The organism is Gallaecimonas xiamenensis 3-C-1 (assembly GCF_000299915.1).
Taxonomy (GTDB): domain Bacteria; phylum Pseudomonadota; class Gammaproteobacteria; order Enterobacterales; family Gallaecimonadaceae; genus Gallaecimonas; species Gallaecimonas xiamenensis.
Window position 1 is genome coordinate 25,188 of record NZ_AMRI01000013.1, and the last position, 12,062, is coordinate 37,249.

The following is a 12,062-nucleotide window of genomic DNA, read 5'->3' on the forward strand; positions in this document are numbered from 1 at the left end:
CTCGCTAGACTGCTCGGGTAGGGTACAAAAGACCCCGTTAACGGGTCTTTGTTTCACGTAGTGGATTTGGCTACATAGCCGCCTCGCTCAAACGAGCGGGGCGTTTTTTTTGCCCTGCCTTCATTCCAGCCGTTCAAAGTAAAATCATTGATAAACAATGGTTAACGACACTTTCACCCTTGTCTCAAAAAAAATTTAGAGCAAATACTTCAAATCGCTCAAAAAGTGTTGTACCTTGTAATTGCTGCATAACCTCATGGCTTGGCAACGAGCCTGTGGTGATTTTCTGCTGACATATTAGCTTCTCCCCCAATAAGCTAATATTTCTCGACCGGTGGTTTTACCACCGGTTTTTTTTGTCTGAAATTCAGCACCTTATAAAAAAGGCCCCGCGTGGGGCCTTTTGTCATTGTTCGGCATCGGTCTCTGGTTCGTCTGGCAACTCGTCGGCCAGGCTCAGCCAGCCGGCCAGGTGACGACGCACCTCATCCAGGCCAAGGCCCCTCAGAGCCGATATGGCCATCACCGTCACGTCGCCGCCAAAGGCCAGAGCCGCTTCCCGGCACTGCAGCAGGGTTGTCTTGCGGGCACCGCTCTTGAGCTTGTCGGCCTTGGTCAGCAGCGCCAGCACCGGCAACCCGGACTCCACCGCCCAGTAGATCAGATCCTGATCAATCTCCTTGAAAGGATGGCGGATATCCATCAGCACCACTACACCGCGCAGAGACTCGCGCTTTTCCAGGTACTCGGACAGGCTGGCCTGCCATTTTTCCTTGAGCTCCAAGGGCACCTTGGCAAAGCCGTAACCGGGCAAGTCCACCAGGCAATGGCGCGGATCGGCCAGGCTAAACAGGTTGATCAGCTGGGTACGGCCCGGGGTCTTGGAGGTACGGGCCAGCTGTTTTTGGCCGGTAATGGCATTAAGGGCACTGGACTTGCCGGCGTTGGAACGGCCGGCAAAGGCAATTTCCACCCCTTCATTGCGGGGTAGGTGGCGAATATCAGGCGCAGAAGTGATGAATCTGGCTTGTCGGAAATCGATCTCAGGGGTCGGACGCATCAGCTCTCCCGCGCGTAAACTACAGACAAATTGGATTTTTTGTGTACACTACGAACAACCCTGAACCTAAATTCAGGGCTACCGGACCTGACCGGATCAGGTGTTATTGATCGGGTTGCAGCCAGGGACCGCTCGCAGAATTCTAACATGCCTGGGCGCTCGTGCTATGGGCACGACTCAGCCAGGTACCCGAGCAATACAACCAGTTGGAACGCCATGAAGAAGATTGCACTCGCAGTGATGCTCCTGGCCGGTACCTCCAGCCCCTTGTTCGCCCAGGGCGACGCCGAGGCAGGCAAGGCAAAATCTGCCGTTTGTGCCGCCTGTCACGGACCTGACGGCAACAGCCCGGTAGGCATGTACCCCCGCATTGCCGGCCAACACGCCAGCTACATCCTCAAACAGCTCCAAGACCTGAAACTGGGCATGACCTCAGGTGGCAAGGAAGGGCGCTATGACCCCGTCATGAGCTCCATGGCCGCCCCCCTGTCCGACCAGGATATGGAAGATCTGGCGGCCTACTACGCCAGCCAGACCATGACCATGGGGGCCACCCCAGAAAGCGTGGTGGATACCGGCCACAAGCTGTTTATGGGTGGCAACCTCGAAAAAGGCATACCCGCCTGTACCGCCTGCCACGGCCCCAGAGGCGACGGCCATAGCCTGGCCCGCTACCCCGACATCTCCGGCCAGCATCCAGAGTACATCAAGAGCCAGTTGGAAAAATTCCGCGCCGGCCAGCGGGCCAACGACCCCAACGGCATGATGCGCGATGTGGCGGCGAAACTCAGCGATAACGACATAGAACTGCTGTCAAAATACCTGACCGGGCTGCATTAAGGGATTTGAAAGCGGATGAAAAGGCACCAGTTGGTGCCTTTTTTGATAACTGTGATCGAGCACGGAATTTTGGCAATACATTAACAAAATGGCTGCAGAAAGGTTGCACCACCGGGTGGGCGGGAGTAACTTCACCGACGTCGCAAGGTTTGCAGGGTTGCCCACGGCACGGGCGCCCAAACGAAGGAAACGGTAATAAGGTCAGGAAGGCCAAGCATCGACAAACCTGTGGGAAAAGCGCTAATCAACCGAGAAAAAAGGGGTAAGGCGACCATGAAGGTCCCAAGCCTCCAAGGATGAAAAAGAAAGCGCCAGGATCGGCGTAAAAATAATAACCATGCAAGGATAGCTGGCAAAAAAAAGATGGAAGCCCGTTAGACCGAAAAAAAACAATAACGGTCGTATACGATGGGAGACGTGTCAACTTTCGACACAAGGGATAAGGCGATCGCATCAGCATCGCCTTTTTCTTTATCCAGCGCTCCCGTAGAATAAGCCCCCATGCACCCATGTCCCCTCTGTAACGGTACCCTGGCGCCCTTTGGTGCCGACCGCCGACGCCCTTATTTTCGATGTGCACATTGTGCCCTGGTCTCAACGGACCCGGGTTGCCACCTCGATGCCGGCGCAGAGAAGGCCCTGTACGACATCCACGACAACCAGCTGGACGACCCGGGTTACCGGCGTTTCCTGTCGCGCCTGACCGGGCCATTGCTGGCCAGGTTGGCACCAGGCAGCCAAGGCCTGGACTTTGGCTGCGGCCCTGGCCCGGCGTTGGCCGCCATGTTGACCGAGGCGGGCATGCAGATGCGGCTCTACGATCCCTACTATGCACCGGACCCAACAGCGCTGGCGCAACAGTACGATTTTGTGACCTGCACCGAAGTGGTGGAACACTTCAACCACCCGGCGGACAGCTGGGCCAGGCTGGCCGGCCTGGTCAAGACTGGCGGCTGGCTGGGGGTGATGACCAAACTGGTAATAGACCAGGACCGTTTTGCCAACTGGCACTACAAAAATGACCCCACCCATGTGAGCTTCCACAGTGAAGCTACCTTTGCCTGGTTGGCCGAGCGCTTCGGCTTTATCTGGCAGCGGGTGGATACCGATGTGATCCTGCTGCAAAAAAGGTAGGCAGAGATGACCCGAATTAAGAAGACCCGCGCCCCGGGTAAACTGGGCGCTTCCAAGAAAGTCGATACCGGCAACACCAAGCTGAGCACCGCCAAGGGCAAACGCCACAAGGCCGGTAACAAATCCGGCAGCCGCCAGGCGGTAGCCGGCGCCAGCACCGGCAACGGCGGTCGCAAGGGCGGCCAGGGCAAGGACCAGCGCCTGGGTTCCACCAAGCCGGTAGCCCTGGTCAGCCCCCAGGCTGCGGCGCCGGCCGCCAAGAAAGCCAAGGCGCCCAAGCAAGCCAAACCCGAGCTGGATCTGGTGGCCCAGGCCGCCCTGCTGGAAAACCTGGAGAACGACGAGCGGCTGAACGCCCTGCTGGACCGCCTGGACGAAGGCCAATTCCTTAGCAGCGAGGAAGAGCAGTACGTCGAAGAGATGACCACCAAGATCGAACAGCTGATGACCGCCCTTGGCATCACCGATGACGAAGACGAACTGATCGACGACATCGACTGGGATGACGAGGAAGAGCCGGCATGAGTGCCTGGACCATAGCAGCCGTTATCGGTGCCCTGATCGTCGTCGCCCTGGCTTTCTACGCCGGCAAGCTGCTGTTCATGGTCAAGGCCCAGCGCCAAAAGGAAGAGGCCTTCCTGGCCGAGCACAACCAGAAGCTGGAAAAAAGCATCCGCATCATCGCGGCGGCCATGCTCGAGGACCAGTGCGAGCTGTCCGAAGGGGTGATCCGCATCCGGGTACTGATGGACCACCTGCTGCCCTACCAGGCCTACGGTGACCGCTTCCCGGCCCTGTTCGACCTCTATGAGCGGGTCAAGGACCTGCCCACCCATGAGGCCCGCCAGGCTCAGGACAAAAAGGAAAGGCGCCGCCAGGACCGGGAAAGGGAAGGCTGGGAGCGGGAGCTGGCCGACGCCATCAAGGCCGAAGCCGCCCAGCTCAAGGACTTTCGTCATTGAGTCAGATCAAGGGACCTTGAGCCGGAGGGCGCCATAATGGCGCCCTCTTTGCTTTGTGGAGCCCGGCCGTGCACTTCGACCCTGAGCTTATCCGCCGCTATGACATGGCGGCCCCCCGCTACACCTCCTACCCCACGGCCCTGAGCTTCACCGAAGCGGTCAGGGGCGACCAATGGCGTACCGCCGTGCAGCAGGCCCGCTCCCGTAAACTCAGCCTTTATGTGCACATCCCCTTCTGCCGGGAGCTCTGCTACTACTGCGGTTGCAACAAGGTGGTGACCCGCCACGGCCACAAGGCCGATACCTACCTGGATCACCTGGCCAAGGAAATCGCCTACCAGGCGCCCCTGTTCGCCGACTTTGAGGTGCAGCACCTGCACCTGGGGGGCGGCACCCCCACCTTCCTGGACCAGGCCCAGATGACCCGGCTGATGACCCTGCTCAAGGGCCATTTTCGCTTTGCCCCGGCCTTCCACGGCGCCATCGAAGTAGACCCCAGGGCCCTGGCCGTCAAAGACCTCGACTGGTTGGCGGCCCTGGGCTTTAACCGCCTGTCCATGGGCGCCCAGGACTTCAATCCCAGGGTGCAGCAGGCCATCAACCGGGTGCAGAGTACCGAGCACCTGACCGCACTGATGGCCAGGGCCCGCCAGTTGGGCTTTGGTTCCATCAACCTGGACTTCATCTACGGCCTGCCGTTCCAGGACGCCGCCAGCTTCCGCCAGACCCTGGACCAAGCCCTGGCCCTGGCGCCGGACCGCTTCTCCATCTTCAACTATGCCCACCTGCCGGAGCGTTTTGCCGCCCAGCGCAAGATCAAGGACGACAGCCTGCCGGCCCCCGCCGAGAAGCTGCGCATGCTGGGGGGCGCCATAGGCCAGCTGACCGAGGCCGGTTACGCCTTTATCGGCATGGACCACTTCGCCCGCCAGGACGATGAACTGGCCCTGGCCCAGCGCCAGGGCCGCCTGCACCGCAACTTCCAGGGCTATACCACAGACGGGGACTGCGAGCTTTTGGCCCTGGGGGCCTCGGCCATCAGCCAGGTGGGGGGGCTGTACGTACAGAACGAGAAGGACTTGCGGGCCTACCAGCAGGCCACGGCCGAGCATGGCCATGCCAGGGTCAAGGGGTACCAGATGAGCGACGACGACAAGGTGCGCGCCGCGGCCATCGGCGCCCTTTTGTGCAACTTTCGCCTGGACTGGCCCAAGCTGGACCAGGCCTTCGGCATCGACAGCCGCGCCTATTTCGGCGAAGACCGCCAGCTGCTGGCACCCTTTATTCAAGACGGCCTGGTGCATGAAGACGAGCAGGGCCTGACGGTCACCGAACAGGGGCGGCTGTTGGTGCGCACCATCGCCACCGCCTTTGACAGCCACCTGCGCCGCCAGGTGCGCCAACACCGCTTTTCCCGGGTGATATGAAAAAGGGCCTGGCGGCCCTTTGTTACTGCTTGGCGCTGATCAGCGCCTTTTTGTCCGCCTCGCTCAGGAAGCTCATGGCCAGGCCATGGCGCTGGCAGGCGTGGATCTGTTCCAGGCTGAGCCCGGCCTTGGGAGCCGCCACCTGGTATTCGTAGTCCAGCTCCACGGCGCTGACGCCGGGGTCGTCGGTGTTGAGGCTGACGGCGATGCCGCTGGCCAGGAAGGTGCGGATGGGGTGCACCTCATAGCTGGCCACGGTGGAGGTGTGGATATTGGAGGTCAGGCAGGACTCGATGCCGATACCCTGCTCGGCCAGGTAGGCCAGCAGCTTGGGATCTTCCACCGCCTTGACGCCGTGGCCGATACGCACGGCCCCCAGCTCACGCAGGGCATGCCAGACCGACTCCGGGCCGGCTGCCTCACCGGCGTGAACGCTGACCTTGAGGCCGGCGTCCTGCACCTGGCGAAAATGCGGCTCGTACAGGGGGCCGGGAAAGCCCAGCTCGTCGCCGGCCAGGTCCACCGCCACTACCTTGTCCCTGTTGGCCAGTATGGCGTCCAGTTCCCGCTGGCACTGGGCGGTGCCGAAGGTGCGGCTCATGATGCCAATCAGGTTGGTCTTGACGCCAAAATCCTTGCTGCCCGCCGCCACGCCGGCGGCCACCGCTTCCACCACCCCATGGGGATCCAGGCCATGGCTCATGGCCATGTACCAGGGGCTGAAACGCAGTTCGGTGTAGTCAATGCCGACCCGGGCCGCGTCTTCGACGTTTTCATAGGCCACCCGGTAGCAGGCGTCGTAGTCCCCCAACACCTTGACCATCCAGTCCAGTTTGGCCAGGAAGGCCACCAGGCTGGGCTCGTTCTCAATTACATGCACATAAGGCTTCATGCCCGCTTCGTCCTGGGCCGGCAAGCTGACGTTAAAGCGACGGGCCAGGTCGATGATGGTGCCCAGGCGCACGTTGCCGTCCAGGTGCCGGTGGATATCCACCAAGGGGAAAGTCTTATCAATCATCACGGGTATCCGCTTATGCTCTAGTTAGACACAGTGTAACGGATGCCCTTTATGAGCCACAGCGCCTGCTTCAGTTATTGCCTTGGAGATCGCTTCGATCTGGATATTTTGCCACCGCTGTTGGCTGCCGAGGGCCATGTGCTGCGGATCAAGGACGCCTTGCAGGTACAACTGGCCAGCGGCCTGGTGTTTGCCTTCGACTACGGGGTACTGGTGTGCTGGGGCCTGGACAGGGACGCCAGCCAGGCCCTTTGCCAGCGCCTGCAAAAGGCGGTGCAGGGGCCCATCAAGGCGACGGTGGACGAAATCAGCTTTGCCACCAACAGCCAGCTCGACCGGCTCCATATCCAGCACGACCACTTCCAGTTCCCCACCGACGCGCCCCTGGCCAAGCTGGCGGTCAGCCACGCCCTGGCCCAATCGGTCAAGCTGGAGGCCTTCGAAGAACAGGTGGTGGCCAATATCCGCGACACCTCGGCCATTCCCGAGACCCTGGCCGCCAAGGGCAAAATCCGCCTGCCAAGGCGGCGCCTGGCCATTCTGCGCGGCCGCCTCTACCTGGCCAAGAGCCGGGTTAACCTGCATTTTGACCTGTTGGACAAGCCCGACTTCTTCTGGGACCACACCGAGCTGGACCCTTACTACGATCTGAGCCGCGCCAACCAGGAGCTGGACAGCCGCCTGACCATCCTTAACAAGCGGCTGGAGGTGATAGGGGAACTGCTGGAGATCCTGGCGGACGAGGAGCACCACAAGCATTCGAGCTTTCTCGAATGGATCATCATCTGGCTGATCAGCATCGAGATCCTCATCTTTATCTTCCACGACTACCTGGGCTGGTTCTGATGCGCTATCTTGTGCGCCCCCAAGGAGGCCCTCGATGATAGACAACCACTGGCAACCCCAATGCAGCCTGGACGCCCTTAAGCGCCGGGCCCGGCTCTTTGCCGATATCCGCGCCTTTTTTGCCGCCCGCCAGGTACTGGAAGTGGACACCCCGGTATTGTCGCAAGGCAGCATCTCCGACCCCCACATCGAGGTGATGACCAGCACCTACACCGGTCCCCTGGCCCCAGAAGGCCTGACCCTCTACCTGCAGACCTCCCCGGAATTTGCCATGAAAAGGCTGCTGGCGGCCGGCTCCGGCTGCATTTACCAGCTGGGCAAGGTGTTTCGCAACGAGGAAGCCGGCCGGCGCCACAACAGCGAGTTCTGCATGCTGGAGTGGTATCGCCTGGGCTTTGACCACCACCAGCTGATGGACGAGATCCGCGACCTGCTGGTGGCGGTGGCGGGCCTGGATGCGGCCAGCATCGAAAAGGTCAGCTACCTGGAGGCCTTCCAGCGCACCCTGGGCATCAACCCCCACACCGCCAGCCTCGAGCAGCTACAGGCCCTGGCCCAGCAGCACGCCCATTACGGCCAGACCGAGACCGACCGGGATACCCTGCTGAACCTGCTGGTAAGCTTTGTTATCGAACCCAGCCTGGGCCTGGCAGGGCCGAGCTTCCTGTACGACTACCCCGCCAGCCAGGCGGCCCTGGCCCGCACCACCAAAGACGCCCAGGGCCACGCCGTGGCCTGCCGCTTCGAGCTTTTTATCAAAGGGGTAGAGCTGGCTAACGGCTACTTTGAATTGACCGATGGCGCCGAGCAGCGCCGCCGTTTGCTGGCGGACGGGGAAAGCCGCCGGGCCCTTGGCCGGCCCTATAACAACCCGGACCTGCGCCTGGCAGACGCCTTGGAAGCCGGCCTGCCGGACTGCGCCGGCGTGGCCCTGGGAGTGGACAGGTTGCTGATGGTGATCCTGGGGGCTAAGGACATCAGCCAGGTGATGCCCTTTAGCCTGGCCCGGGCCTGAGCCCGGCTCAGGCCGGGCTGCGCATGGTGCCTATCTGACGGTTCACTTCGGACACCACCCGCAGCTTTTCGGTGCTGGGTTTGCCCGGGGGCAACAGACGGCCCCGCTGAAAACGAAAGGCACCTATGCCCCGGATCCAGATCACCCCTTCGAAAAAGGCGGTGACATGTTTGGCTACTTGCTTGACGTGGTACTGGGGAAACTTACGCACTACTTGCTCCTCCCAAAAAGACGGTCCCGAGTCTAGCGACTGCTTATGACAGTCTTATTGACTAGGACGGCCCTCTGGGGTTCCCCCTTTAATACAGATTTGTGCCCTGGGTCAGTTTTCAGTTATCCAGGGCCTGGGCCCGCTGGCGCAGGGGGTCGGGCAAGGTCTTTTTCGGCTCCACCCCCAGCTCCAACAGCATCTCGGTCTGGCGCACCAGATTGCCCTTGCCCGCCGACAGCTTGCCCATGGCCTCGCTGTAGCGCTTCTGGGTGTTGTCCAGGGCGCTGCCCAGCTTTTCCAGGTCTTCGACGAAGCCGACGAACTTTTCATAAAGGGCGGCGGCCCGGCCGGCGATCTCCTGGGCGTTGCGGGACTGCTGCTCGTAGCTCCACACCCGCTTGATGGTGCGCAGCACCACCAGCAGGTTGGTGGGGCTGACCATCAGGATGTTTTTTTGCAGCGCCTCGGTGAAGAGCTGCTGGTCCGCCTCCATGGCGGCAAAAAAGGCACTCTCGATGGGGATGAACATCAACACATAGTCCAGGGCGTTGACCCCATTGAGGCGCTCGTAGTCCTTGCCACCCAGGCTGCGAATGTGCTGGCGCAAGGCCTGCACATGGGTGCGCAGGGCCGCCTCTCGCTCCAGGTCGTCTTCGACGGTGAAATAACGCTCGTAGGCCACCAGGGACACCTTGGAGTCGATGATGATGTCTTTCTGGTCCGGCAGATGTACCACCACGTCCGGAATAAAGCGCTCGCCCGCCTCGTCCTTGAGGGCCACCTGCACGTCAAACTCGTGGCCCTTGCGCAGCCCCGACTCTTCCAGCACCCGGTTCAGGACCATCTCCCCCCAGTTGCCCTGGAGTTTCTTGTCGCCCTTGAGGGCGCGGGTCAGGGCCTGGGCCTCTTCGCTCATCTGGCGATTCAGCTCCTTGAGGGCCTTGAGTTCGTTCATCAGCCCCTGGCGCTGCAGGCGTTCGTTGTCGTAGACGCTGTCCACCTTCTTGTGAAAATCCCCCAACTGCTGGCGCAGGGGAGCCAGCAGGTGTTGCAGGCTGTCGCTGCTTTGCTTGGAGAAGGCGTCGGCTTTTTGGTCGAAAATGCGCTGGGCCAGGTTCTGGAACTGCTCGGAAAGGCGCTGTTCGGCGTTTTGCAAGGTGGCCAGTTTTTCCTGGGCGGCACGCTGCTGCTCTTCCAGGCGGGCCTGCAATTCGGCGCGCTGCTGCTGGCTGCGGGACAGGGCCTGGCGGGTCTCTTCCAGGGTGTCGGTCTGGGCGTCCCGCTCTGCCATCAACACCTCCAGGCGCTCGCTCTGTGCTTCGTGACGGCTTTGCAGGCTGCCAAGAGCCAAGGCCAGGCGGCGGTTGTCGCTGCGGCTACGCCACAACAGCGCCGCCAGCAACAGCACCAGGGTGCCCAGCGCTGCTGCCAACCATGGCCAGGGTAGAGCCGTCATGAAGCCACCTTGCGGTAATGGAGTTGCACCAGGCCGCTGTCGAAGGTGCGGATCCCGGCCAGGTGCCAGTCCTGCTGGCGGCCGGTGGGCAGGAACAGGGGAATGCCTTCCCCCAGGGTGACCGGGATCAGCGACAGTATCACTTCGTCCACCAGGCCCTTGTCCAAGAAGCCCTGCAAAGTCTGGCCGCCCCCTACCAGCCACAGCTGGCGGTGCTTGCCCTTTAGGCTGTCCAGCAAGGCCTCGGCGCTACCGGTAAAAGGGGTGACGGGGCCGGCTTGAAGGTTGTCGGCACTGGTCAGCACATAGGTGGGCTTGCCTTCGTAAGGCCAGGCGCCCATGGTCATCACCTCGTCGAAGGTGTTACGGCCCATGATCAGGCCGTCCATGCGGGCCCAAAAGTCACCATACCCGTAGTCTTCCCCGGCCTTTTCGACCTTGGCCAGCCATTCCAGCTGGCCCTTGGGCCCGGCAATGTAGCCGTCGAGGCTGATGGCGATGTAAAGGGTCAGTGTCGGGGTGGTGGACATCTTTGCTATGCTCCTTGCATCAATGGCTTGCCTATCTTACCCATGTTCACACTGCACCCCCAACTGGCAAAGGACAGCCTGGCTGTCACCGAGCTGCCCCTCTGTTCCCTGCTGATGAGCAAAGACGCCAATTACCCCTGGTTTATCCTGGTGCCCCGCCGGGACGGCATCAAAGAGATCTACGAACTGAGCGACGCCGAGCAGGCCCAGTTCTGGCAAGAGTCGGCCCGGGTGTCCCGGGTGCTGATGGGCCACTTTGGCGGCCACAAGCTCAATGTGGCCGCCCTTGGCAACATGGTGCCTCAACTTCATGTGCACCATGTGGTGCGTTTTGAAGGGGACGCCGCCTGGCCCAAGCCCATTTGGGGCCAGGTCCCGGCCAAAGACTTCGCCGCCGGCGAAGCCGAGGCCCGCATCGACGCCATCAAGGCTCTGCTGGCCTGAATCGACCGGCACCCTCCCCTTGCCCCAGCCGGCCTGGCTGGGGTTAACTGTTTGAAAATCGATAGAATGGAGTACCAGATGGGTATCATCACCTGGTTAGTGCTCGGCCTGGTGGCCGGGATTTTAGCCAAATGGATCATGCCGGGCCGCGACGGCGGCGGTTGCCTTGTCACCATAGCCCTTGGCATAGCCGGCGCCTTTGTGGGCGGCTGGCTGGGCACCTTTATGGGCTTTGGCCCCGCCACCGGCTTTAACCTTGGCAGCATCTTCACCGCCGTGGCCGGCGCCCTGGTGCTGCTGGCCCTGTATCGGGTGCTGCGCCGCTAAGGCTTTTTGAGCAGCGACAGGGTATGGGCCAGGGCTCCTGGCCCCAAGGAGGGGCCATGGCCAGGTATCACTACCTTGGCCTGGCCGAAGCGCTGCTCAAGGGCCGTTATCGCCACCGGCCAATGGCCCAGGTCGGCGTCTTCCAGGTTGCCAAGGGACTTGGCCTCTTCATCCTTGACCAGGCAACCGCCAAAGAGCACCGATTGCCCGGCAAACCAGACCACCAGGTTGTCCGGGCTATGTCCAGCCCCCGGATAGTAGAGTTCAGCCGGCCCCAGTTTTAGCTGGCTGCCCGACCATACGGTCAGCCTGGGTTCCTTAAGCAGGGCCGCCGTGCTTTCGTGGGCCCAGACCGGCAAGCCGGCGTCCAAAAACACGCCCATGCCGCCGCGCCTGTCCAGGTGGGAATGGGTTAAGACCACGTCCACATCCTTGATGCCTTTGGCCTGTATCCAGTTCAGCAGCTCCCGCCCCTGGACCAGGTCCCAGCCGGTGTCCACCAGCAGCGCCTTGTTGCCTTGCAGATAAATGACCCCATTGGTGGGCACCTTGCCATAAGGGGCGAAATCCCCCACCAGGGTGTAGCGATAGAGGTGGTCCGACAGGGGCTTGATGTCCATTGCGTGCAGGGAAAAGCTCCCCAACAGAGCCAGCAACCAGGGGGTCTTCATGGTAGGTCCTTTAAAAAAGCCCACGCCGTCAACGGCATGGGCACAGAATGAGGATTAGGGGCCCATAATGCCATCAGCCTACCTAAGCCAAGGCTGAACAAGCTAGCCGCCCTTCTTTTGC

The 12,062-nt window shown here is 61.4% G+C and carries 15 protein-coding genes; 9 read left to right on the top strand and 6 right to left on the bottom strand.

What is annotated here, in order from left to right:
* Window positions 1-406: 406 nt before the first annotated feature.
* Complete coding sequence (gene yihA, locus B3C1_RS10355; protein WP_035481798.1) at window positions 407-1,060, bottom strand: ribosome biogenesis GTP-binding protein YihA/YsxC; 654 nt, start codon at window positions 1,058-1,060, stop codon at window positions 407-409.
* A 216-nt stretch (window positions 1,061-1,276) separates the two neighbouring features.
* On the opposite strand from yihA, the gene B3C1_RS10360 reads away from it, so the two are divergent.
* The 5 genes from B3C1_RS10360 (at window position 1,277) to hemN (ending at window position 5,423) form a co-directional block, all read left to right on the top strand.
* Window positions 1,277-1,900 carry a c-type cytochrome gene (locus B3C1_RS10360; RefSeq protein ID WP_035481800.1) on the top strand — a complete coding sequence of 208 codons (624 nt, stop codon included), beginning with the start codon at window positions 1,277-1,279 and terminating at the stop codon, window positions 1,898-1,900.
* Between the two features lie 501 nt (window positions 1,901-2,401).
* Window positions 2,402-3,034 carry a class I SAM-dependent methyltransferase gene (locus tag B3C1_RS10365; protein WP_008484696.1) on the top strand — a complete coding sequence of 211 codons (633 nt, stop codon included), beginning with the start codon at window positions 2,402-2,404 and terminating at the stop codon, window positions 3,032-3,034.
* A gap of 6 nt (window positions 3,035-3,040) precedes the next feature.
* Window positions 3,041-3,559: a Der GTPase-activating protein YihI gene (gene yihI / locus B3C1_RS10370; RefSeq protein WP_008484697.1), complete on the top strand. Its 519-nt coding sequence runs from the start codon at window positions 3,041-3,043 to the stop codon at window positions 3,557-3,559.
* On the top strand, window positions 3,556-3,996 hold the full coding sequence (locus B3C1_RS10375) for a DUF2489 domain-containing protein (protein WP_008484698.1): 441 nt from the start codon (window positions 3,556-3,558) through the stop codon (window positions 3,994-3,996). Before yihI ends, B3C1_RS10375 begins: the two co-directional genes overlap by 4 nt.
* Before the next feature lie 53 nt (window positions 3,997-4,049).
* Entirely contained in the window at window positions 4,050-5,423 is a 1,374-nt protein-coding gene (hemN, locus tag B3C1_RS10380) for an oxygen-independent coproporphyrinogen III oxidase (RefSeq protein ID WP_035481802.1), read from the top strand.
* A 22-nt stretch (window positions 5,424-5,445) separates the two neighbouring features.
* Here hemN and add read toward each other — a convergent pair whose 3' ends face one another.
* A complete protein-coding gene (gene add, locus B3C1_RS10385; protein WP_008484700.1) occupies window positions 5,446-6,441 on the bottom strand; it encodes an adenosine deaminase in 996 nt (331 codons plus the stop codon).
* Window positions 6,442-6,492: 51 nt separating this feature from the next.
* Here add and B3C1_RS10390 point away from each other — a divergent pair, with 51 nt between their 5' ends.
* Both B3C1_RS10390 and epmA read left to right on the top strand, forming a co-directional pair.
* Entirely contained in the window at window positions 6,493-7,287 is a 795-nt protein-coding gene (locus B3C1_RS10390; RefSeq protein WP_008484702.1) for an RMD1 family protein, read from the top strand.
* 34 nt (window positions 7,288-7,321) lie between these two features.
* Window positions 7,322-8,302, top strand: coding sequence for an EF-P lysine aminoacylase EpmA (epmA, locus tag B3C1_RS10395; protein WP_008484704.1), 981 nt, complete (start codon window positions 7,322-7,324; stop codon window positions 8,300-8,302).
* Window positions 8,303-8,309: 7 nt separating this feature from the next.
* On the opposite strand, the gene B3C1_RS10400 is transcribed toward epmA, so the two are convergent.
* The 3 genes from B3C1_RS10400 to B3C1_RS10410 form a co-directional block, all read right to left on the bottom strand.
* Window positions 8,310-8,513 carry a DUF1107 family protein gene (locus tag B3C1_RS10400; protein ID WP_008484706.1) on the bottom strand — a complete coding sequence of 68 codons (204 nt, stop codon included), beginning with the start codon at window positions 8,511-8,513 and terminating at the stop codon, window positions 8,310-8,312.
* A 118-nt stretch (window positions 8,514-8,631) separates the two neighbouring features.
* Window positions 8,632-9,969: a DNA recombination protein RmuC gene (locus B3C1_RS10405; protein WP_008484707.1), complete on the bottom strand. Its 1,338-nt coding sequence runs from the start codon at window positions 9,967-9,969 to the stop codon at window positions 8,632-8,634.
* Window positions 9,966-10,499, bottom strand: a complete 534-nt coding sequence (locus B3C1_RS10410; protein WP_008484708.1) for a dihydrofolate reductase family protein — start codon at window positions 10,497-10,499, stop codon at window positions 9,966-9,968. Before B3C1_RS10410 ends, B3C1_RS10405 begins: the two co-directional genes overlap by 4 nt.
* A 42-nt stretch (window positions 10,500-10,541) precedes the next feature.
* Here B3C1_RS10410 and B3C1_RS10415 point away from each other — a divergent pair, with 42 nt between their 5' ends.
* A complete protein-coding gene (locus B3C1_RS10415) occupies window positions 10,542-10,943 on the top strand; it encodes an HIT domain-containing protein (protein ID WP_008484709.1) in 402 nt (133 codons plus the stop codon).
* A 78-nt stretch (window positions 10,944-11,021) separates the two neighbouring features.
* Window positions 11,022-11,270, top strand: a complete 249-nt coding sequence (locus tag B3C1_RS10420; protein ID WP_008484710.1) for a GlsB/YeaQ/YmgE family stress response membrane protein — start codon at window positions 11,022-11,024, stop codon at window positions 11,268-11,270.
* Here B3C1_RS10420 and bla read toward each other — a convergent pair.
* Window positions 11,267-11,941 (bottom strand): subclass B1 metallo-beta-lactamase, encoded by a 675-nt coding sequence (gene bla / locus B3C1_RS10425; protein ID WP_008484711.1) that lies wholly within the window; start codon window positions 11,939-11,941, stop codon window positions 11,267-11,269. The genes B3C1_RS10420 and bla overlap by 4 nt on opposite strands.
* Window positions 11,942-12,062: the final 121 nt, after the last annotated feature.